This window comes from Bacillus cereus group sp. MYBK222-1, from assembly GCF_051916425.1.
Lineage (GTDB): Bacteria > Bacillota > Bacilli > Bacillales > Bacillaceae_G > Bacillus_A > Bacillus_A paranthracis.
In genome coordinates this window covers 2210410-2231605 of sequence record NZ_JBQAGP010000001.1, presented here as the reverse complement: position 1 = coordinate 2231605, position 21196 = coordinate 2210410, and the positions used below count along the sequence as shown (strand labels likewise).

Here is a 21196-nt window from a genome sequence, read left to right as displayed (position 1 = left end):
AAGTGGAGTAATGGGGATTAGGAGGGAAACCATGAGATTTTATACAATTAAGTTACCTAAATTTCTTGGTGGAATTGTTCGTGCCATGTTAAATACCTTCAAAAAAGATTAAAAAAAGCACCTATTACCGGTGCTTTTTCCATTGGTATAGTAAAAAAAGAGCCTAGCGGCTCTTTTTTTTATTATTAAACACGTTCGATTTTGCCAGATTTTAATGCTCTAGCAGAAACGTAAACACGTTGAACTTTTCCGTCGATGCGTACGCGAACTTTTTGAAGGTTAGCGCCCCACTTACGTTTTGTAGCGTTCATTGCGTGAGAACGAGAGTTACCAGAACGAGCTTTTCTTCCAGTAATAGCACAAACACGAGCCATTTATATTTCCCTCCCTTGATACCTTACCATACGTAATTTTTCAATGTTAGTCTTTTATGCGATGCTAAAAACACTACTATAATTTAACACAACTAAAAAGAGAATGCAACACTGTAGAAAAAAGAAATCAAGAAAAATTACTTGACACTATATGTCAATGAAGAAAAGTTGAAATCAAGAAAAATTGCTTGACATATTATAGTGATACATGTTGTATAATAACAATGGACTATTTTGCTCATCATAAAAAAGTGTAGTTTTCAACATAAAATATGAGAGTGAAAAAGAAAGAACGATGGAATTTTCTTTAAAAAGATTATATGATAGTAACTAAAGTAGTCTAACTCACTTTCACCATTTATGAAGGGGGAAAACGAGATGTCAATTGAAATTAAAACGAAGTACGGTCAAATTGATATTAGTACAGATGTAATTGCAACAATTGCTGGAGGTGCCGCGGTAGATTGCTACGGTATCGTAGGTATGGCATCAAAAAATCAGTTAAAAGATGGATTAACAGACATTTTACGAAAAGAAAATTTCACTAGAGGTGTTATTGTTCGTAAAGATGAAGATGAAGTACATATTGATATGTATATTATTGTGAGCTATGGTACGAAAATTTCAGAAGTAGCACATAACGTGCAGACGAAAGTGAAATATACATTAGATCAAACTGTAGGACTAGCAGTAGATTCTGTAAACATCTACGTACAAGGAGTTAAAGTAATAAACTTGTAATGTGCATTAAGGAGGAAAATCTGTGTCAATTCAAAAAATTGATGGAAAACGTTTATCACAAATGATCATTCAAGGAGCGAATAATTTAACGAATAATGTTCAGCTTGTTGATGCATTAAACGTATTTCCAGTTCCAGATGGCGATACCGGTACAAACATGAACTTATCTATGACTTCAGGCGCACGTGAAGTGAAAGCAAATCCTTCACAACATGCTGGTAAAGTCGGCGTAAGTTTAGCCAAAGGATTATTAATGGGAGCTCGTGGTAACTCTGGAGTTATTTTATCTCAGTTGTTCCGTGGTTTCTCGAAATCCATTGAACAAAAAGAAGAATTAACAACAGTTGATTTTGCTGCAGCTTTAGAAGCTGGAGTAGAGGCGGCTTACAAAGCGGTTATGAAACCGATTGAAGGAACGATTTTAACGGTTGCAAGAGAAACGGGTAAATATGCAGTAACAGTTGCGAAAAAACAGCGCGACTTTGTTTTGTTTATGGAAGACGTTGTGAAAGAAGCAAATGCATCGTTAAATCGTACGCCAGATTTATTACCTGTATTAAAACAAGTTGGCGTTGTAGATAGCGGTGGTAAAGGTCTTGTAGTAGTTTACGAAGGGTTTTTAGCTGACTTAAAAGGAGAAACGATTTCTTCTGATGCACCTGCCCAACCATCTATGAATGAAATGGTGCGCGCAGAACATCACCGTAGTGTACAAAGCCAATTGAGTACAGAAGATATTAAGTATGGATATTGTACGGAGTTCATGGTGAAATTAGAAGCTGATAAAGTGAAAGAACATAATTTCTCTGAACAAAAATTCCGTGAAGATATTAGTGTGTATGGTGATTCACTACTAGTTGTATCTGATGATGAAATTGTAAAAGTTCATATTCATGCAGAACATCCTGGAGACGCTATGAACTACGGACAACGTTACGGTAGTTTAATCAAGATTAAAGTAGAGAATATGCGTGAACAGCATACCGCTTTATTAGATGAGCCTGCTATGATGCCAGAGCCAACTAGCCAGCCTAAAGAGAAACAACCATATGGTATCGTAACTGTAGCTATGGGATCTGGTATTAAAACTTTATTTGAAAGCATTGGCGCGACGAAAGTTATCGAAGGTGGCCAAACGATGAATCCAAGTACTGAGGATATCGTGAAGGCGATTGAAGAAGCAAACGCTGAAAAAATCATTATTTTACCGAACAACGGGAATATCGTAATGGCAGCAGAACAAGCAGCGTCAGTTGTGGATCAAGAAGTGATTGTAGTTCGTTCAAAAACAGTTCCTCAAGGTATGGCTGCAATGTTAGCATTTAATCCAGTTGGAACGCTAGAAGAAAATGAAGAAAACATGAAAGAAGCTTTATCTCATGTGAAAACAGGTCAAATTACGTATGCTGTACGTGATACGGAAATTGATGGTGTGGCAATTCAAAAAGATGATTTCATGTGTATCGCAGATGGAAAAATCGTATCAACAAATGCTGAAAAAGTAGGGGCTGCGAAGCAATTACTAGAAGCACTAATTGATGAAGATTCTGAAATCGTAACGATTCTACAAGGTGAAGATGCAACTGACGAAGAAGTAGCTGAATTAGTTGAATTTGTAGAAGAGAATTTTGAAGATGCAGAAGTAGAAGTACATGCTGGAAACCAACCGGTGTATTCTTTCATCTTCTCTGTAGAATAAGAAAAAATTCGTTTTGAAAATAAATGGATTACTTACTTGCTAATGGATAATAAGTAGTAATATGAAGTTTATTACTAGTTTTTATTCAAAAGGCTAGCATATTGAAGATAAAAAAGAGCCTTGCTGCTAATAGTGAGGCTCTTTTCTTTCGTGTTGTTTATGAGGGATTTGAGTAGTTTCTCTTAGAATGCCTATGATAGAATATATAGGGTGAAAGAGAGCGATTACAGATGTCAATCATGTTAATGGATAATGAATCAAAAAAATAATGTGACGGAGCGTGAGAATCTTGAATGAAGTTGTACAAGTTCCCGTTACGGATGTAAAGGGAATCGGAGGAGAAACATCTGAATTACTACACGAGATGGGAATTTATACAGTTTCTCATCTATTAGAATATTTTCCGTACCGTTATGAAGACTATGCGATGAAAGATCTTGCTGAAGTAAAGCATGATGAACGTGTAACAGTAGAGGGAAAAGTTCATAGTGCTCCTTTACTGCAATATTATGGGAAGAAGAAGTCGCGTCTTACGGTTCGTGTCCTCGTAGGTCGTTATTTAATTACAGCTGTATGTTTTAATAGGCCGTACTATAAGCAGAAGTTAAATTTAGATGAAACGGTAACGATTACTGGTAAATGGGATCAGCATCGTCAAACGATTGCGGTATCAGAACTTCATTTTGGACCGGTTGTACGTCAACAAGAAGTAGAGCCTGTGTACTCAGTGAAAGGGAAACTTACAGTAAAACAGATGCGCCGTTTTATTGCACAAGCGTTAAAAGAGTATGGAGATTCTATAGTTGAAGTGTTACCTGATGGATTGCTAAGTCGATATAAATTATTGCCGCGTTATGAAGCGCTTCGGGCGTTGCATTTTCCAACAGGTCAGGAAGATTTGAAGCAAGCGCGTCGCCGTTTTGTATATGAGGAGTTTTTCTTATTTCAGTTAAAAATGCAAACGTTACGGAAAATGGAGAGGGAAAATTCGAAAGGGACGAAAAAAGAAATTCCTTCAGAAGAATTGCAAGAGTTTATCGATGCTCTTCCGTTTCCGTTAACTGGTGCGCAACGCCGAGTTGTAGATGAAATTATGAAAGATATGACATCTCCTTATCGAATGAATCGTCTGTTGCAAGGTGATGTAGGTTCTGGTAAAACGGTGGTCGCTGCAATTGGTCTTTATGCAGCAAAATTAGCGCATTATCAAGGTGCTTTAATGGTTCCGACAGAAATTTTAGCAGAACAACATTATCAATCGCTCGCAGAGACGTTCTCGCACTTTGGTATGAAGGTTGAATTGTTAACAAGTTCAGTTAAAGGTGTGAGACGCCGAGAGATTTTGGCAAAATTAGAACAAGGAGAAATAGATATCCTTGTTGGAACACATGCTTTAATTCAAGATGAAGTGATCTTTCATAGGTTAGGTCTCGTTATTACTGATGAACAACATCGATTTGGTGTAGCGCAGCGACGAGTTTTACGTGAGAAAGGTGAAAGTCCAGATGTATTATTTATGACAGCAACACCAATTCCACGTACGTTAGCAATTACTGCATTTGGAGAGATGGATGTTTCTATAATCGATGAGATGCCAGCTGGTAGAAAGGTAATTGAAACATACTGGGCAAAACATGACATGTTAGATCGTGTTCTCGGTTTTGTAGAGAAAGAGATAAAAAAAGGAAGACAAGCATATGTTATTTGTCCTCTAATTGAAGAATCTGAGAAACTTGATGTGCAAAATGCAATCGACTTACATAGTATGCTGACTCATCATTATCAGGGGAAATGTCAAGTCGGATTAATGCATGGAAGATTATCATCTCAAGAAAAAGAAGAGATAATGGGGCAATTTAGTGAAAATAAAGTGCAAATTCTTGTGTCGACAACAGTTGTTGAGGTGGGTGTGAACGTACCGAATGCGACTGTAATGGTTATTTATGATGCAGAGCGTTTCGGTTTATCACAGCTTCATCAGCTAAGAGGCCGTGTTGGGCGTGGTAGTGAACAATCGTATTGTTTATTAATCGCGGATCCGAAATCGGAAACGGGAAAAGAACGAATGCGTATTATGACCGAAACGAATGATGGATTTGTATTGTCAGAAAAAGATTTAGAATTACGAGGTCCTGGAGATTTCTTTGGGAGTAAGCAAAGTGGTTTACCAGAATTCAAGGTTGCTGATATGGTACATGATTATCGGGCGCTAGAAACAGCTAGACAAGATGCGGCGTTACTAGTAGATTCAGAAGCGTTTTGGCATAATGATCAATATGCGTCGTTGCGTACGTATCTTGACGGGACAGGTGTGTTCCAGGGAGAGAAGCTCGATTAAAGGGAGGCAACAAAAGTTTTTGTTGCATTCTACTTTTAATGATTATATACTACTGTTAGTACCTAGTCATAAAAATGGATGGTGCGGTATGAAAAAAAGAAGAAGTAAAAAAGAAAGACAAGAATTATTACAACAAACGATAGAAACGAATCCTTTTATTACGGATGAAGATTTAGCAGAAAAATTTCAAGTGAGTATACAAACTGTACGTCTTGATCGTATGGAATTATCTATTCCTGAATTAAGAGAAAGAATTAAACATGTAGCTACAAAGCAACATGAAGAAGATGTGAAATCTTTACCGTTAGAAGAGGTTGTCGGAGAAATTATTGATATAGAATTAGATAGACATGCGATTTCTATTTTTGAAGTGAAGGTAGAACACGTATTTAAAAGAAATCAAATTGCCCGTGGGCATCATTTGTTTGCACAAGCAAACTCACTAGCTGTTGCGGTTATTGATGAAGAATTAGCTTTAACTGCAAAGTCTACCATTCGATACATTCGTCCTGTAAAATTAGGAGAGCGTGTTGTTGCAAAAGCGCGCGTGGAAGATGTAGAGAATGATAAAGGGCGGACGGTTGTCAAAGTGCGTAGCTTCGTTGGAGAAGAACTTGTTTTTACAGGCACTTTTGAAATGTATCGATCTAGTAATTATAGTGAGGAAGGTAACAACTTATGAAAATCGCAATAGATGCAATGGGCGGCGATCATGCTCCAAAGGCTGTCGTACTAGGAGCAATGAAAGCTATTAAGGAATATTCTGATTTACATATTACGTTAGTGGGGAAAGAAGAGGAAATTCGTCAATACTTAACGAGTGAAGAACGAATTACTATACTTCATACAGACGAAAAAATCGAATCGACAGATGAACCAGTAAGAGCGGTTCGTCGAAAAAAACAAGCTTCAATGGTACTTGCGGCGCAGCAAGTGAAAGACGGTGTAGCGGATGCTTGTATATCAGCTGGTAGTACAGGAGCTTTAATGGCGGCTGGATTGTTTGTTGTAGGTCGTATGGAAGGAATTGAGCGACCAGCTTTATCCCCTACAATGCCAACTGTTGATGGAGAAGGTTTTGTTATGTTAGATGTTGGAGCGAACGTTGATGCAAAACCAATTCATTTATATCAATATGCAGTAATGGGATCTGTATACGCTGAGAAAGTAAGAGGAATTAAAAATCCTCGCGTTGGACTTTTAAACGTTGGAACAGAAGATGGTAAAGGTAACGAGCTTTCAAAACAAGTCTTTGCAATGCTTAAAGATGCGCCAATTAATTTTGTTGGGAACGTTGAATCAAGAGATTTATTGCAAGGTGTAGCAGATGTTGTTGTATGTGACGGTTTTACAGGGAATGTAGCACTGAAATCATTAGAAGGAACAGCACTTGCATTATTCTCTATGTTAAAAGAGCAGTTAATGAGTTCGTTTACGAGCAAATTAGCAGCGGCGGTATTAAAACCAAAACTTATGGTATTAAAAGATAAAATGGATTATTCGGAGTATGGAGGAGCCGCGTTATTTGGATTGAAAGCTCCTGTCATTAAGGCTCACGGTTCTTCCAATGACCAATCAATATTTAGTGCGATTCGTCAAACGAGAGAAATGGTAGCGAAAGAAGTTATTCCTACTATTTCAAGCGTAATGGAGAAAGAGCCACTCCAATAAGAGGAGGATTTGAAATGGGAAAACTAGCATTTCTTTTTCCGGGCCAAGGTTCACAGGCAGTTGGAATGGGTAAACAGTTAGCAGAGAATAATAAAGAGGTTGCAAATGTATTTGCAAAAGCAGATGAGGTGTTGCAAGACTCACTTTCAGAAGTGATTTTTGAAGGGCCGCAGGAAAAGCTTACGTTAACAACAAATGCGCAACCTGCTTTATTAACAACGAGTTTTGCTATTTTGACAGCTTTAAAAGAGTATGATATTACACCAGACTTTGTCGCAGGGCATAGTTTAGGTGAGTATAGCGCTCTTGTAGCAGCAGGTGCATTAACTTTTGAGGATGCAGTATATGCTGTAAGGAAACGTGGGGAATATATGGAAGAAGCTGTTCCTGGCGGAGAAGGTGCAATGGCGGCTATTTTAGGTGCTGATCCACATATGCTGAAACAAGTTACAGAAGAAGTAACAAGTGAAGGGTATGCAGTACAAATTGCTAATATGAATAGTACGAAGCAAATTGTGATTTCTGGAACAAAGCAAGGAGTCGAGATTGCTTCTCAAAGAGCGAAAGAACATGGTGCAAAGAGAGCAATTCCGCTTAAAGTAAGTGGACCGTTCCACTCTGCGCTTATGAAGCCAGCGGCGGAGAAATTCCAAAGTGTCTTAAATGAAATTACAATTCAAGATACGAATATTCCGGTAATCGCAAATGTAACAGCAGACGTTATTACAAGTGGTGCACATATTCAAGAAAAGCTAATCGAGCAGCTCTATTCGCCTGTCTTATGGTATCCATCCATTGAATATATGGTGAGTCAAGGGGTAGATACATTTATTGAGATTGGACCTGGGAAAGTACTTGCTGGACTTATGAAGTCAATTGATTCATCAGTGAAAGCATACGCGATATACGATGAAGAGACATTACAAGATACCATTTCGAATTTGAGAGGAGAAAACTGATGTTAAAAGGGAAAGTAGCATTAGTAACGGGTGCTTCACGTGGAATTGGTCGCGCAATTGCGATTGATTTAGCAAAACAAGGGGCAAATGTTGTAGTAAATTATGCTGGTAACGAGCAAAAGGCAAATGAAGTAGTTGATGAAATAAAGAAATTAGGTTCGGATGCAATTGCAGTAAGAGCAGATGTTGCAAATGCTGAAGACGTTACAAATATGGTGAAACAAACTGTAGATGTATTTGGACAAGTTGATATTCTTGTAAATAATGCAGGTGTAACAAAAGATAATTTATTAATGCGTATGAAAGAAGAAGAATGGGATACAGTTATTAATACAAACCTAAAAGGTGTATTCTTATGTACAAAGGCAGTATCTCGATATATGATGCGTCAACGTCATGGACGTATTGTAAATATCGCTTCTGTTGTCGGAGTAACGGGAAACCCAGGACAAGCAAACTATGTTGCTGCTAAAGCAGGTGTAATCGGATTAACAAAAACATCAGCAAAAGAGTTAGCAAGCCGCAATATTACTGTAAATGCAATTGCTCCTGGATTTATTGCGACAGATATGACAGACGTATTAGATGAAAATATAAAAGCTGAAATGTTAAAATTAATTCCTGCAGCTCAGTTTGGTGAAGCGCAAGATATCGCAAATGCTGTAACGTTTTTTGCTTCTGATCAAAGCAAATATATTACAGGTCAAACGTTAAATGTTGATGGCGGTATGGTAATGTAATAAAAGAATCGATTTCAGCTAGTTTTTTTGGACAATATTTAATATAATATTTGAGGGGAGGTGAATGGAATGGCAGATGTTTTAGAGCGTGTAACAAAAATTATCGTTGATCGTTTAGGAGTAGAAGAAACAGAAGTAGTACCAGCTGCAAGCTTCAAGGAAGATTTAGGAGCAGACTCCCTAGATGTAGTAGAACTTGTAATGCAATTAGAAGACGAATTCGAAATGGAAATTTCTGATGAAGATGCTGAAAAGATTGCTACTGTTGGCGATGCTGTGACTTACATAGAGAGTCATCTATAATGCTTGAATGAAGTCCCGTTTTTTAGCGGGGCTTCTCGGCTTATATCTGGAGGGACCTATGCCGTACCGTAAATATAGAGAAAAAAAATACGAAACAAAATATCGTGAAGCGTTTAAAGTATTTCAAGAAAAAATAGGTATTACGTTTACAGATGAAAAATTATTGATTCAAGCATTTACGCATTCATCGTATGTGAATGAGCATCGAAAAAAACCGCATGAAGACAATGAGCGTCTCGAATTTCTTGGAGATGCAGTATTGGAACTTACTGTATCGCAGTATCTGTTTCAAAAATATCCGACAATGAGCGAAGGAGAGTTAACAAAACTACGTGCAGCTATTGTATGTGAACCATCTCTTGTTCGTTTTGCAAACGAGTTGTCATTTGGTAGCCTAGTTTTATTAGGAAAAGGTGAGGAAATGACAGGCGGACGTGAACGACCAGCTTTATTAGCGGATGTCTTTGAAGCGTTTATTGGTGCCCTTTATCTTGATCAAGGGTTAGAAACAGTATGGGGCTTCTTAAAAGAAATTGTATACCCTAAAATTAATGAAGGTGCTTTTTCTCATGTGATGGATTATAAGAGTCAATTACAAGAGTTGATTCAGCGTGATGGTAGTGGCAATATTGAGTATCAAATTTTGCAAGAAAAAGGACCGGCTCACAATCGAGAATTTGTGTCACGTGTTACGTTAAATAACGTGGCCTTAGGTCTTGGTAGTGGCAAGTCGAAAAAAGAAGCAGAGCAACAAGCTGCTGCAGAAGCGTTGAAAAAGTTAAAAGAACAACTATAAGGAATCCCCCTTTGAATGAGGGGGATTCCTTGTGCATAGAATGAAACTTTCCTTTCGTTTATAAATGTAAGGAAATGAAATCCGTATAATCGTTTGTTTTTGTATAAACAACATTTATAGCAACGGAGAATAGGAGGAAGGCCTTTCGTGTTTTTAAAAAGATTAGAAATAGCAGGATTTAAGTCTTTTGCTGAGCGTGTATCTGTCGATTTTGTCCCAGGTGTAACGTCTGTAGTAGGACCTAATGGAAGCGGGAAAAGTAATATTACTGATGCCATTCGTTGGGTACTTGGTGAACAATCGGCAAAATCATTACGTGGTGCAAAGATGGAAGATATTATTTTTGCAGGTAGTGATACGAGAAGAGCGGTTAATGTTGCTGAAGTAACATTAACTTTAAATAATGAAGATCAACGTTTACCGATTGAATATAATGAGGTGTGTGTAACGCGTCGTGTATCTCGTTCTGGTGATAGTGATTTTTATATTAATAAACAATCATGCAGGTTGAAAGATATTATCGATTTATTTATGGACTCTGGTATGGGAAGAGAAGCTTTTTCGATTATTAGCCAGGGGAAAGTTGAAGAAATTTTAAGTAGTAAATCAGAAGAACGTCGTGGTGTATTTGAAGAAGCGGCGGGAGTGCTGAAATACAAACTTCGTAAAAAGAAAGCTGAAGGTAAATTAGCAGACACACAAGAAAACTTAAATCGTGTACAAGATATAATTCACGAATTAAGTAGTCAAGTAGAACCTTTAGAAAGACAAGCTTCTATTGCAAAGGATTATCTCGAGAAAAAAGAAGAATTAGAGAAAGTAGAAGCGGCGCTTATTGTACATGAAATTGAAGAATTACATGAGAAATGGGAAGCGCTTCGAAATCAGTTTGGGCATAATAAAAACGAAGAAGCGAAAATGTCAACGCATTTACAAAAAGGTGAAGAAGAGCTAGAGGAATTACGAGGCCAATTACAAGCAGTAGATGAGTCTGTAGATTCCCTGCAAGAAGTACTTTTGCTTTCTAGTAAAGAACTAGAAAAGTTAGAAGGACAGCGTGAGCTATTAAAAGAGAGAAAGCAAAATGCAACAACGCATTGTGCACAACTCGAACAGTTAATTGTTGAATTAACAGAGAAAGCTACAAGTTATGATGGTGAAATTGAATCGAGTACAGAAGTATTGATGCAATTTGTAAATCATGTAAAAGAGTTGGAGACGAAATTGCATGATAATGAGCAATTACTTGCAACGTTTGCTGACAATTTAGAAGAGCAAATTGAGAATTTAAAAGGTGACTATATTGAACTTTTAAATCAACAAGCTAGTCATCGTAATGAGTTATCTATGATTGAAGAACAATCTAAACAACAAAACTCAAAAAATGAACGCCTTGATGAAGAAAATGCGAAATATGTAGAAATGCGTATGGAAATTACAGCGAAAAAGACAAAACTTGTGGAAAGTTATGAACAAGTAAAAGAAAAAGTAGCTGGAATCCTTTCGAATATACAAAAGACAGAAGCGGCACTTGGGAAATGCAAGGCGCAGTATAGTGAAAACGAAACAAAACTGTATCAAGCATATCAATTTGTACAACAGGCACGTTCTCGAAAAGAAATGCTAGAAGAGATGCAAGAGGACTACTCTGGTTTCTATCAAGGGGTACGTGAAGTATTGAAAGCTAGAGAAAATAGGTTGCAAGGTATTGAGGGTGCTGTTGCAGAACTGCTAACGGTACCGAAAGAATATGAAATTGCAATGGAAATTGCTCTAGGTGCAGCGATGCAGCATATAGTTGTACAAAAAGAAGAACATGCTCGTAATGCAATTGCGTTTTTAAAACAAAATAAACATGGACGAGCAACGTTTTTACCGCAAGCTGTTATTAAAGGTAGATCGTTATCATTTGAGCAATTACGTATTGTAAATCAGCACCCATCGTTTGTAGGTGTGGCAGCAGAACTCGTGCAATATAACAATAAATATGAAAATGTAGTTTCAAATTTATTAGGTACTGTTATTGTTGCAAAAGATTTACGCGGAGCGAATGAGTTGGCGAAACAATTGCAATACCGTTATCGCATTGTAACAATCGAAGGTGATGTAGTAAACCCTGGCGGTTCTATGACGGGTGGAGCGGTAAAACAGGCGAAATCATCTTTATTAGGACGTCAACGTGAACTAGAAGAGTGGACGAGTAAGTTAACTGATATGGAAGAAAAAACAACGAAGTTAGAAAACTTTGTTAAAGCAGTAAAACAAGAGATTCAAGAAAAAGAAGTGCAAATACGCGAACTAAGGCAAAGTGTAGAAGCAGAGCGTGTAGATGAACAGAAATTAAGAGAAGAAATTAGTCGCTTAGAATTAGAAGAACATCGTATTAATGATCGTTTATCTATTTACGATTTAGAGATTGAAGGGTTCTTGCAAGACCAAGTGAAAATGCAAGGCCGTAAAGAAGAGTTAGAAAAGATTTTAGCGACTCTTCAGGCAGAGATTACGGAATTAGATAGCAAAATCACAGCTTTAACAAAACAAAAAAGTGAGCAACATTCTTCGAAAGAAAAAGTTCAAAAAGAAATGACTGAGTTAAAAGTGTTAGCAGCTGAAAAGCAACAACGCTTATCTAATCAAAAAGAAAAAGTAGAACGATTGACGAAGGAAAAAGAAGAAACCGATGCAACGCTTGTCAAAACGAAAGAGGATTTAGCATTCTTAAAACAAGAAATGACATCGAATTCAAGTGGTGAAGAACAAATTACGAATATGATTGAGAAGAAAGCGTATGATCGTAATCAAACTTCAGAGTTAATTCGCTCTCGTCGTGAACAACGTGTATCGTTACAAGAGAGAGTAGAACAGTTAGAGCGTAACCTGAAAGAAACAACAGGTAAACATAAATACATTCTTGAGATGTTGAAAGATCAAGAGGTAAAAATAAACCGACTTGATGTAGAGTTAGAAAATAGATTACAACATTTACGTGAAACATATACGATTTCATTTGAAGCGGCAAAACTGAAGTATACAATGGTGATGCCTGCTGAGGATGCACGTAAAAAGGTGAAACTAATTAAACTCTCCATCGAAGAGCTAGGTACAGTAAACTTAGGAGCAATTGATGAGTATGAGCGTGTGGCAGAGCGTCATACATTCTTACTAGAGCAAAAAGATGATCTAGAAGAAGCAAAAACGACATTGCACCAACTTATTACTGAAATGGATGAAGAAATGAAAAAACGCTTTTCTACTACGTTTGAAGGAATTCGAATGGAGTTTCAATCGGTGTTCTCTGAATTATTTGGAGGCGGTAGAGCGGATTTAGTTATGACGAATCCAGAGGACTTATTAAATACGGGTATTGATATCGTAGCGCAACCGCCAGGGAAGAAACTGCAAAACTTAGGTTTACTTTCAGGTGGAGAGCGTGCTTTAACGGCAATTGCGCTGCTATTTGGTATTTTAAAAGTACGCCCAGTCCCATTCTGTGTATTAGATGAGGTAGAGGCTGCTCTTGATGAGGCAAACGTTGCCCGTTTTGCTCAGTATTTAAAGAAATTTAGTGATGAGACACAGTTTATTGTAATTACACATAGAAAAGGTACAATGGAAGAGTCTGACGTATTGTACGGTGTAACAATGCAAGAGTCAGGGGTATCTAAACTTGTTTCGGTTCGTTTAGATGATGGAGAAGAACTAGTTGCAAGCAAATAGAAAGGATGGGACAGTATGAGCTTTTTTAAAAAACTAAAAGAAAAAATTTCAAAACAAACAGATACGGTAACAGAGAAGTTTAAACAAGGATTAGAAAAAACGAGAAATTCGTTTGCAGATAAAGTAAATGATTTAGTCTTTCGTTACCGTAAAGTAGATGAAGATTTCTTCGAAGAATTAGAAGAAATTTTAATCGGTGCAGATGTTGGCGTTTCGACAGTGATGGAATTAATCGACCAGCTGAAAGAAGAAGTGCAACGTCGTAATATTCAAGATCCAAAAGAAGTACAAGCTGTTATTTCGGAAAAATTAATAGAGATTTATAAAGGTGACAGTGATTTTACTAATGAAATTAATGAGCAAAAGGATGGCTTGACAGTTGTTTTATTTGTTGGTGTGAATGGTGTAGGTAAAACGACAACAATTGGTAAGATGGCTCATAAGTTTAAATCAGAAGGTAAGTCTGTCTTATTAGCAGCAGGAGATACATTCCGTGCTGGAGCGATTGAACAATTAGAAGTATGGGGCGATCGCGTTGGGGTAGAAGTGATTAAACAAGGATCAGGGTCTGATCCAGCAGCGGTTATGTATGACGCTGTACAAGCTGCAAAAGCACGTAAAGTAGATGTATTACTATGTGATACAGCAGGACGTTTACAAAATAAAGTAAACTTAATGAAAGAGTTAGAGAAGGTAAAGCGTGTAATTGAGCGTGAAGTACCAGGAGCTCCTCATGAAGTATTACTTGTTATTGATGCAACAACAGGACAAAACGGTTTAAGTCAAGCGAAAACATTCCGTGAAGCAACGAATGTGACTGGTATTGTTTTAACGAAGTTAGATGGAACTGCTAAAGGTGGTATTGTATTAGCAATTCGTAACGAAATGGATGTACCGGTGAAATTCGTTGGATTAGGAGAGCAAATGGATGATCTGCAACAGTTCGATCCAGAACAATATGTATATGGTTTATTTGCGAACTTAGTAGAAACAGAAGAAGTATAAGTGAAAGAAGCGGTATTTTCCGCTTCTTTTTCTATAAAAATATGAGATGTTAAGAAAAAAACTTGACACTCTTTTGTACTCCATGTAAACTAATTCATGTAAAGGGAAATCACTTAACAAAGGATGATCCAACATGCTCGAAAAAACAACGAGAATGAACTATTTATTTGATTTTTATCAATCGTTGTTAACGCAAAAACAAAGAAGTTATATGTCGCTTTATTATCTAGATGATTTATCTCTTGGTGAAATTGCGGAAGAATTTGATGTAAGTCGCCAAGCCGTGTATGATAACATTAAACGGACTGAAGCGATGCTTGAAGAATATGAAGAAAAATTAGTATTACTTCAAAAGTTTCAAGAGCGACAGCGACTTGTTGCAAAGCTAAAACAGCTAATCAGCGAAGAAGAGCATGTGAATGAAGAAATGAAACAAGTTGTTGAAGCTATCGAAAAATTAGATTAGGAGGGCGGCAATATGGCATTTGAAGGATTAGCCGACCGACTTCAACAGACGATGCAAAAAATCCGCGGCAAAGGAAAAGTTTCTGAAGCCGATGTGAAAGAAATGATGAGAGAAGTTCGTCTAGCTCTTTTAGAAGCGGACGTTAACTTTAAAGTAGTAAAAGATTTTGTAAAGCGTGTATCTGAACGTGCTGTCGGACAAGATGTAATGAAAAGTTTGACACCTGGACAACAAGTAATTAAGGTTGTACAGGAAGAACTTACAGAACTTATGGGCGGAGAGCAAAGCAAAATTGCTGTTGCTAATAAGCCACCGACTGTTATTATGATGGTTGGTCTGCAAGGTGCAGGTAAAACAACGACGACAGGTAAGCTTGCGAATTTGCTTCGTAAAAAGCATAATCGTAAACCAATGCTTGTTGCGGCGGATATTTACCGTCCTGCAGCGATTAAACAGCTTGAAACATTAGGGAAGCAATTGGACATGCCTGTATTCTCTTTAGGAGATCAAGTAAGTCCTGTTGAAATTGCGAAACAAGCGATTGCAAAAGCGAAAGAAGATCATCATGATTATGTTTTAATTGATACAGCAGGTCGCCTGCATATTGATGAAGAACTAATGGATGAATTAGCGAAAGTGAAAGAAGTTGCGAAACCGGATGAAATTTTCCTTGTTGTCGATGCGATGACAGGACAAGACGCGGTTAATGTTGCACAAAGTTTCCATGAACAGCTAGGTTTAACAGGGGTTGTATTAACGAAGCTGGATGGTGATACGCGCGGTGGTGCGGCATTGTCTATTAAAGCTGTTACAAATACGCCAATTAAATTTGCTGGTATGGGTGAAAAACTAGATGCACTTGAAGCGTTCCATCCAGAACGTATGGCATCCCGTATTTTAGGGATGGGAGACGTCTTAACATTAATTGAAAAAGCGCAAGCTACAGTTGATGAAGAGAAAGCAAAAGAACTTGAGCAAAAAATGCGTACGCTTTCGTTTACACTTGACGATTTCCTAGAACAACTTGGACAAGTGCGTCAACTTGGACCGCTTGATGAATTGTTAGGAATGCTTCCTGGTGCAAATAAAATTAAAGGGCTGAAAAATGCACAAGTTGATGAAAAACAAATTGGGCATATTGAGGCAATTATTCGTTCTATGACTAAATTAGAGCGAGAACAACCGGAAATAATCAATGCTAGTCGCAAAAAACGCATTGCCAAAGGTAGCGGTACAACGGTACAAGAAATCAATCGTTTAATCAAGCAATTTGATGATATGAAAAAAATGATGAAAACGATGACTGGAATGCAAAAAGGTAAGAAAAAAGGACTAGGTGGATTGAAGTTTCCATTCATGTAAGGAAAAAAGATGGCTCTGTTAAGAAAAAATACTTTACAAAGCAATAGTCTTTTTGCTAATATAATTATCTGTGTGAAATAAATTCGGAGGTGCTTTATAAATGGCAGTTAAAATTCGTTTAAAACGTATGGGAGCTAAAAAAACTCCTTTCTATCGTGTAGTTGTTGCAGATTCTCGTTCTCCTCGTGACGGACGTTTCATTGAGGAAATCGGTACTTACAATCCGGTTGCTCAACCAGCTGAAGTTAAGATCAACGAAGAAGCAGCATTAAAATGGTTAGGAAATGGTGCTAAACCATCTGATACAGTTCGTAACTTATTCTCTAACCAAGGTATCATGGAGAAATTCCACTTATCTAAACAAGGTAAGTAATTGAGGCAATGACTATGAAGAAGTTAGTCGAGACGATTGTCAAGCCTCTTGTCGATTATCCTGAAGATGTAAAAGTTACACAGGAACTTTACAACGGAGAGATAAAGTATCGATTAACTGTACATCCTGAGGATGTTGGAAAAGTCATTGGAAAACAAGGGAAAGTTGCGAAAGCAATTCGAATGCTCTTGTATTCAGTGGGACATCACAATAGTGAAAAAGTAACACTGGAAATTCAATAAACGTAAAAAGGGCGAGGAGTTATTCCTCTCCCTTTTTTAACATTTAAAGAGAAGTTGCATGTTCCATATGTGAAATGGGGATGCTTAATTTATATAGAAACCAGGGGTGACATACTGTTTATGACAAAATGGTTTAACGTAGGAAAAATTGTAAATACTCATGGCGTAAAAGGAGAAATTCGTGTGGTTTCTCGTACGGATTTTCCAGAAGAGCGATATAAAGTAGGGAATACGTTATACATATCGAATGAAAAAGGTGGAGAGCCTTTCCCAGTAAAGATTACTTCTCATCGTCAACATAAAACATTTGATTTATTGACATTTGAAGGATATGGGAATGTAAATGAAGTAGAACAGTTTAAAGGTTCTCTTTTAAAAGTGCCTGAAGATCAATTAGGCGAACTAGCTGAAGGTGAATACTACTATCATGAAATTATTGGTTGCAACGTTGTAACGGAAGAAGGAGAAGCGCTAGGGACAATAAAAGAAGTTCTATCTCCTGGTGCAAATGATGTTTGGGTAATTAAACGTCCAAAAGGTCAAGATTTGTTAATTCCTTATATTGATGATGTTGTGCTTCAAGTTAACATTGAGAATAAATTAGTAACCATTCATGTAATGGAAGGGCTACTATAATGAAAATTGACATTTTAACTTTGTTTCCAGATATGTTTACAGGTGTGTTTGGATCTTCAATTTTAAAGAAAGCACAAGAAAAAGAAGCGGTAGAGCTTCGTGTTGTCAATTTCCGCGATTATACAACGAGTAAGCATAATAGTGTGGATGATTATCCGTATGGTGGCGGCGCTGGGATGGTGTTAACTCCTCAGCCTATTTTTGATGCTGTAGAAGATTTAACGAAAGAGACAGAGCGGAAGCCGCGAGTTGTCTTAATGTGTCCGCAAGGTGAAAGGTTTACTCAGAAGAAGGCGGAAGAGCTTGCAGAGGAAGAACATTTAATCTTTGTATGTGGGCATTATGAAGGATATGACGAACGAATTCGTGAACATCTCGTAACAGATGAGATTTCTATCGGTGACTATGTATTAACGGGTGGAGAGTTAGCCTCTATGGTTATAACTGATAGTGTCGTACGTCTCCTTCCAGGAGTACTAGGAAATCATGCTTCACAAGTCGAGGATTCGTTTAGTACAGGTTTATTAGAGCATCCTCATTATACACGTCCAGCTGATTTTCGTGGTATGAAAGTGCCAGATGTATTAATGTCGGGAAATCATAAAAATATTGATGAATGGCGACATAAAGAATCGTTGCGTCGTACGTACACGCGTAGACCGGATTTACTAGAAGAACGAGAATTGTCTAAGCAAGAAAAGAAGTGGCTAGAACAGATTAAAGAAGGCAAATAAGTGCTTGATATATTTTCTATTGCAACAGCCTTAGCAATATGCTATTATAACACTTGTGCTGCTGAAATCAGTAGCCGTATTAACGATGTTCCGCTGTAATTTATTTAGACTTTATAAGAGCATCTGTTTAAAGGAGAGAATTTAATATGCAACAATTAATCGCAGAAATTACAAAAGGCCAATTAAAAACTGACCTTCCTTCATTCCGTCCTGGAGACACTTTACGTGTACACGTAAAAGTAGTTGAGGGAACTCGTGAAAGAATTCAGCTTTTCGAAGGTGTTGTAATTAAACGTCGTGGTGGCGGAATCAGTGAAACATTCACAGTTCGTAAGATTTCTTACGGTGTAGGTGTAGAGCGTACATTCCCAGTTCACACGCCAAGAATCGCGAAAATCGAAGTACTTCGCCGTGGTAAAGTACGTCGTGCTAAGTTATACTACTTACGTAACCTTCGCGGTAAAAAAGCACGTATTAAAGAAATTCGATAAGACATGTATGGGAGCTTGTAAATGCACAAGCTCCCTTTTTCCAATCTATATAAAATTTTGATATAATACGATCAGCTTACATAATCGTGGAGGGGAAAAGCATGAAGAAAGAAAAGAGTTCACTTTGGGAATGGATCAAGGCAATTTTGATAGCTGTTGTATTAGCAGGTGTTATTAGACAGTTTTTCTTTGCGCCAATTCTCGTAGATGGAGTATCGATGGCGTCTACATTACATGATCGCGATCGAATGATTGTTAATAAAATTGGTTATCACATAGGAGATCCGAAACGATTTGATATTATTGTATTCCGAGCAACGGAAGATAAAGATTATATTAAGCGTATTATCGGCCTGCCAGGCGATGAAATAGAGTATCGTAATGATAAACTATATGTTAACGGAAAGGCTTATGAGGAGCCGTATTTAGACAAGCAGAAAAAACAAATTGCTGACGGACCGCTTACATATGATTTCACTCTTGAAGAAATGACAGGGAAGAAAACTGTTCCAGAAGGTCAATTATTTGTTTTAGGCGATAATCGTCGTTTTAGTAAAGATAGCCGTTCGATTGGTACAATTTCAATGGACCAAGTGATTGGAAAGGCAAATATACTATATTGGCCGTTAAAAGATGCTCGTATTGTGAAATAAAAGAAAAAGAAGGTGGCAACATGGTAATTCAATGGTTCCCGGGACATATGGCAAAGGCTAGACGCCAAGTAACAGAAAAATTAAAGTTAATTGATGTTGTAATTGAGCTTGTAGATGCTCGATTACCTTTATCTTCTCGAAATCCGATGATCGATGAGATTATTACACATAAACCGAGGCTTGTTGTTTTAAATAAAGCGGATATGGCAGATGATCGTTTAACAAAGCAATGGATCGCATATTTTAAAGAAAAAGGCCATATGGCAATTTCAATTAACGCACAGGCTGGACAAGGCATGAAGGAAATTGCGGCGGCTTGTAAAGTGTTAGTGAAAGAGAAATTTGATAAAATGGTTGCAAAAGGTATTAGACCGAGAGCGATTCGTGCATTAATTGTGGGGATACCGAATGTTGGTAAATCTACGTTGATTAATAAGTTAGCGAAGAAAAATATTGCTAAAACAGGAGATCGTCCTGGTGTGACAACAGCTCAGCAATGGATTAAAGTTGGGAAGGAAATGGAATTACTTGATACACCAGGTATACTATGGCCTAAATTTGAGGACCAATTAGTTGGATTACGTCTAGCTACGACTGGTGCAATTAAAGATTCTATTTTAAATCTACAAGACGTAGCTGTTTATGCGCTACGTTTTATGGAGAAACATTACCCAGAGCGATTAAAAGAGCGCTATAATTTAAATGACATTCCAGAAGATATCGTGGAGTTATTTGATGCGATTGGAAAAAATAGAGGCTGTTTAATGGGCGGCGGAATGATTGATTATGATAAAACATCTGAACTTGTACTTCGTGAGCTTCGTGGTGGCAAACTTGGAAAAATGACGTTTGAAACACCAGAAGAGTTTGCAGAGCAGACAGAAGATGCAGAAAAAGTAGAAGAAGTATAAGACGTGCGTTTGTACGTCTTTTCTTTTTTGTATATAAAGGGAGTGGCATGAATGCAAAAAGTGACGATTCAAGAGGCGGAACATTTATTACAAGAAATTATGAGTGAAGAGGACGACCGCTTTCAGATATTAATGAAAGATGAGCGAAAAGGGGTACAAAAGCTCATTTCGAAGTGGTATAAACAAAAAGAGTTAGCACAAAAGGAAAAAGAAAAATTTCTAGAAATGTCTAAATATGAAAATGCATTACGTGAAAAAGGTCTCACATATATCGCAGGTATAGATGAAGTAGGTCGTGGACCGTTAGCTGGGCCTGTTGTGACGGCAGCTGTCGTTCTTCCTAAGGATTTTTATATTCCGGGGTTAAATGACTCGAAAAAGTTGAGTGAAGCGAAACGTGAGCGTTTTTATGATGAAATTAAAGCGCAAGCAATTGCAATTGGAGTTGGAATTGTATCACCGCAAGTTATTGATGAAATAAATATTTATCAAGCGACGAAACAAGCGATGTTAGATGCTGTTGCGAATTTATCTTGTACACCACAATATTTATTAATTGATGCGATGAAACTCCCTACACCAATTCCGCAAACATCTATTATTAAAGGTGATGCAAAAAGTATTTCTATTTCAGCTGCATCCATTATTGCGAAAGTAACGAGAGATCGTATGATGAAAGAGCTTGGAGAAAAGTATCCTGCATATGGATTTGAACAACATATGGGATATGGCACAAAACAACATTTAGAAGCGATTGAAGCGCATGGCATATTAGAAGAACATCGAAAATCGTTTGCGCCAATTAAAGATATGATTCAAAAATAAGCTGCGAAAACGCAGCTTATTTTGTATTTTGACATATAAACATTACTATTTTCCAAAAAGAATAAAGCGATTTCAGTTTTCTGACACTTTATTGTAGACAGCGTGCCAATCATCTTATACAATGGCAATGTAATGTTTTTTAAACATTAAAAAACTTTTC

23 protein-coding genes are annotated in these 21196 nt (G+C 37.4%); 22 read left to right on the top strand and 1 reads right to left on the bottom strand.

Features of this window, described 5'->3' with window-relative positions; all coding sequences use genetic code 11:
- Window positions 1-31: 31 nt before the first annotated feature.
- On the top strand, window positions 32-112 hold the full coding sequence (gene spoVM / locus ACTFR9_RS11385; protein WP_001213599.1) for a stage V sporulation protein SpoVM: 81 nt from the start codon (window positions 32-34) through the stop codon (window positions 110-112).
- 73 nt (window positions 113-185) lie between these two features.
- Here the strand turns inward: spoVM and rpmB are convergent, their stop codons facing one another.
- A complete protein-coding gene (rpmB, locus tag ACTFR9_RS11380) occupies window positions 186-374 on the bottom strand; it encodes a 50S ribosomal protein L28 (RefSeq protein WP_000124776.1) in 189 nt (62 codons plus the stop codon).
- 378 nt (window positions 375-752) lie between these two features.
- On the opposite strand from rpmB, the gene ACTFR9_RS11375 reads away from it, so the two are divergent.
- The 21 genes from ACTFR9_RS11375 to rnhB all read left to right on the top strand — a co-directional run bounded on the left by ACTFR9_RS11375 (window position 753) and on the right by rnhB (window position 21036).
- Complete coding sequence (locus ACTFR9_RS11375; protein ID WP_000021109.1) at window positions 753-1115, top strand: Asp23/Gls24 family envelope stress response protein; 363 nt, start codon at window positions 753-755, stop codon at window positions 1113-1115.
- Window positions 1116-1137: 22 nt separating this feature from the next.
- A complete protein-coding gene (locus ACTFR9_RS11370) occupies window positions 1138-2814 on the top strand; it encodes a DAK2 domain-containing protein (RefSeq protein WP_000027110.1) in 1677 nt (558 codons plus the stop codon).
- A gap of 289 nt (window positions 2815-3103) precedes the next feature.
- Complete coding sequence (gene recG, locus ACTFR9_RS11365) at window positions 3104-5152, top strand: ATP-dependent DNA helicase RecG (RefSeq protein ID WP_229136214.1); 2049 nt, start codon at window positions 3104-3106, stop codon at window positions 5150-5152.
- Window positions 5153-5240: 88 nt separating this feature from the next.
- The gene (fapR, locus tag ACTFR9_RS11360) at window positions 5241-5834 is read left to right on the top strand and encodes a transcription factor FapR (protein ID WP_000747352.1); all 594 of its coding nucleotides are present in this window, start codon (window positions 5241-5243) and stop codon (window positions 5832-5834) included.
- Entirely contained in the window at window positions 5831-6823 is a 993-nt protein-coding gene (gene plsX / locus ACTFR9_RS11355; protein ID WP_000684108.1) for a phosphate acyltransferase PlsX, read from the top strand. The genes fapR and plsX overlap by 4 nt, the downstream gene beginning before the upstream one ends.
- 14 nt (window positions 6824-6837) lie before the next feature.
- Window positions 6838-7782 (top strand): ACP S-malonyltransferase, encoded by a 945-nt coding sequence (gene fabD, locus ACTFR9_RS11350; RefSeq protein WP_000516951.1) that lies wholly within the window; start codon window positions 6838-6840, stop codon window positions 7780-7782.
- The gene (gene fabG, locus ACTFR9_RS11345) at window positions 7782-8522 is read left to right on the top strand and encodes a 3-oxoacyl-[acyl-carrier-protein] reductase (protein ID WP_000911784.1); all 741 of its coding nucleotides are present in this window, start codon (window positions 7782-7784) and stop codon (window positions 8520-8522) included. The genes fabD and fabG overlap by 1 nt, the downstream gene beginning before the upstream one ends.
- A 69-nt stretch (window positions 8523-8591) precedes the next feature.
- Entirely contained in the window at window positions 8592-8825 is a 234-nt protein-coding gene (acpP, locus tag ACTFR9_RS11340) for an acyl carrier protein (RefSeq protein WP_000786062.1), read from the top strand.
- Between the two features lie 58 nt (window positions 8826-8883).
- Complete coding sequence (gene rncS, locus ACTFR9_RS11335) at window positions 8884-9621, top strand: ribonuclease III (RefSeq protein ID WP_001146876.1); 738 nt, start codon at window positions 8884-8886, stop codon at window positions 9619-9621.
- A gap of 147 nt (window positions 9622-9768) precedes the next feature.
- The gene (smc, locus tag ACTFR9_RS11330; protein ID WP_000479000.1) at window positions 9769-13338 is read left to right on the top strand and encodes a chromosome segregation protein SMC; all 3570 of its coding nucleotides are present in this window, start codon (window positions 9769-9771) and stop codon (window positions 13336-13338) included.
- A 15-nt stretch (window positions 13339-13353) separates the two neighbouring features.
- Window positions 13354-14343 (top strand): signal recognition particle-docking protein FtsY, encoded by a 990-nt coding sequence (gene ftsY, locus ACTFR9_RS11325; RefSeq protein ID WP_000007646.1) that lies wholly within the window; start codon window positions 13354-13356, stop codon window positions 14341-14343.
- Window positions 14344-14476: 133 nt separating this feature from the next.
- Window positions 14477-14809 (top strand): putative DNA-binding protein, encoded by a 333-nt coding sequence (locus ACTFR9_RS11320; RefSeq protein ID WP_000891062.1) that lies wholly within the window; start codon window positions 14477-14479, stop codon window positions 14807-14809.
- A 12-nt stretch (window positions 14810-14821) separates the two neighbouring features.
- Window positions 14822-16171, top strand: a complete 1350-nt coding sequence (gene ffh / locus ACTFR9_RS11315; RefSeq protein ID WP_000863461.1) for a signal recognition particle protein — start codon at window positions 14822-14824, stop codon at window positions 16169-16171.
- Between the two features lie 100 nt (window positions 16172-16271).
- Window positions 16272-16544 carry a 30S ribosomal protein S16 gene (gene rpsP, locus ACTFR9_RS11310; protein ID WP_000268750.1) on the top strand — a complete coding sequence of 91 codons (273 nt, stop codon included), beginning with the start codon at window positions 16272-16274 and terminating at the stop codon, window positions 16542-16544.
- A 14-nt stretch (window positions 16545-16558) separates the two neighbouring features.
- Window positions 16559-16786, top strand: coding sequence for a KH domain-containing protein (locus ACTFR9_RS11305; RefSeq protein WP_000737403.1), 228 nt, complete (start codon window positions 16559-16561; stop codon window positions 16784-16786).
- 120 nt (window positions 16787-16906) lie between these two features.
- Window positions 16907-17422, top strand: coding sequence for a ribosome maturation factor RimM (gene rimM / locus ACTFR9_RS11300; RefSeq protein ID WP_000170268.1), 516 nt, complete (start codon window positions 16907-16909; stop codon window positions 17420-17422).
- A complete protein-coding gene (trmD, locus tag ACTFR9_RS11295) occupies window positions 17422-18156 on the top strand; it encodes a tRNA (guanosine(37)-N1)-methyltransferase TrmD (RefSeq protein WP_000686892.1) in 735 nt (244 codons plus the stop codon). Before rimM ends, trmD begins: the two co-directional genes overlap by 1 nt.
- A 146-nt stretch (window positions 18157-18302) precedes the next feature.
- On the top strand, window positions 18303-18647 hold the full coding sequence (rplS, locus tag ACTFR9_RS11290) for a 50S ribosomal protein L19 (RefSeq protein WP_001186516.1): 345 nt from the start codon (window positions 18303-18305) through the stop codon (window positions 18645-18647).
- A 101-nt stretch (window positions 18648-18748) separates the two neighbouring features.
- Window positions 18749-19300: a signal peptidase I gene (gene lepB, locus ACTFR9_RS11285; RefSeq protein ID WP_000711857.1), complete on the top strand. Its 552-nt coding sequence runs from the start codon at window positions 18749-18751 to the stop codon at window positions 19298-19300.
- A gap of 20 nt (window positions 19301-19320) precedes the next feature.
- Window positions 19321-20211: a ribosome biogenesis GTPase YlqF gene (gene ylqF / locus ACTFR9_RS11280; RefSeq protein WP_000236700.1), complete on the top strand. Its 891-nt coding sequence runs from the start codon at window positions 19321-19323 to the stop codon at window positions 20209-20211.
- 51 nt (window positions 20212-20262) lie between these two features.
- A complete protein-coding gene (gene rnhB, locus ACTFR9_RS11275) occupies window positions 20263-21036 on the top strand; it encodes a ribonuclease HII (protein ID WP_001174725.1) in 774 nt (257 codons plus the stop codon).
- Window positions 21037-21196 lie beyond the last annotated feature (160 nt).

Excerpts from the sequence above, each read along its gene's own strand:
- rplS (WP_001186516.1), top strand. The coding sequence starts at position 18,303 with ATGCAACAATTAATCGCAGAAATTACAAAAGGCCAATTAAAAACTGAC.
- ACTFR9_RS11375 (WP_000021109.1), top strand. The coding sequence starts at position 753 with ATGTCAATTGAAATTAAAACGAAGTACGGTCAAATTGATATTAGTACA.
- ftsY (WP_000007646.1), top strand. The coding sequence starts at position 13,354 with ATGAGCTTTTTTAAAAAACTAAAAGAAAAAATTTCAAAACAAACAGAT.
- ACTFR9_RS11320 (WP_000891062.1), top strand. The coding sequence starts at position 14,477 with ATGCTCGAAAAAACAACGAGAATGAACTATTTATTTGATTTTTATCAA.
- trmD (WP_000686892.1), top strand. The coding sequence starts at position 17,422 with ATGAAAATTGACATTTTAACTTTGTTTCCAGATATGTTTACAGGTGTG.
- rpsP (WP_000268750.1), top strand. The coding sequence starts at position 16,272 with ATGGCAGTTAAAATTCGTTTAAAACGTATGGGAGCTAAAAAAACTCCT.
- fabD (WP_000516951.1), top strand. The coding sequence starts at position 6,838 with ATGGGAAAACTAGCATTTCTTTTTCCGGGCCAAGGTTCACAGGCAGTT.
- rnhB (WP_001174725.1), top strand. The coding sequence starts at position 20,263 with ATGCAAAAAGTGACGATTCAAGAGGCGGAACATTTATTACAAGAAATT.
- rpmB (WP_000124776.1), bottom strand. The coding sequence starts at position 374 with ATGGCTCGTGTTTGTGCTATTACTGGAAGAAAAGCTCGTTCTGGTAAC.
- spoVM (WP_001213599.1), top strand. The coding sequence starts at position 32 with ATGAGATTTTATACAATTAAGTTACCTAAATTTCTTGGTGGAATTGTT.
- plsX (WP_000684108.1), top strand. The coding sequence starts at position 5,831 with ATGAAAATCGCAATAGATGCAATGGGCGGCGATCATGCTCCAAAGGCT.
- fabG (WP_000911784.1), top strand. The coding sequence starts at position 7,782 with ATGTTAAAAGGGAAAGTAGCATTAGTAACGGGTGCTTCACGTGGAATT.
- ACTFR9_RS11305 (WP_000737403.1), top strand. The coding sequence starts at position 16,559 with ATGAAGAAGTTAGTCGAGACGATTGTCAAGCCTCTTGTCGATTATCCT.
- rimM (WP_000170268.1), top strand. The coding sequence starts at position 16,907 with ATGACAAAATGGTTTAACGTAGGAAAAATTGTAAATACTCATGGCGTA.
- ylqF (WP_000236700.1), top strand. The coding sequence starts at position 19,321 with ATGGTAATTCAATGGTTCCCGGGACATATGGCAAAGGCTAGACGCCAA.
- fapR (WP_000747352.1), top strand. The coding sequence starts at position 5,241 with ATGAAAAAAAGAAGAAGTAAAAAAGAAAGACAAGAATTATTACAACAA.
- rncS (WP_001146876.1), top strand. The coding sequence starts at position 8,884 with ATGCCGTACCGTAAATATAGAGAAAAAAAATACGAAACAAAATATCGT.
- acpP (WP_000786062.1), top strand. The coding sequence starts at position 8,592 with ATGGCAGATGTTTTAGAGCGTGTAACAAAAATTATCGTTGATCGTTTA.
- lepB (WP_000711857.1), top strand. The coding sequence starts at position 18,749 with ATGAAGAAAGAAAAGAGTTCACTTTGGGAATGGATCAAGGCAATTTTG.
- ffh (WP_000863461.1), top strand. The coding sequence starts at position 14,822 with ATGGCATTTGAAGGATTAGCCGACCGACTTCAACAGACGATGCAAAAA.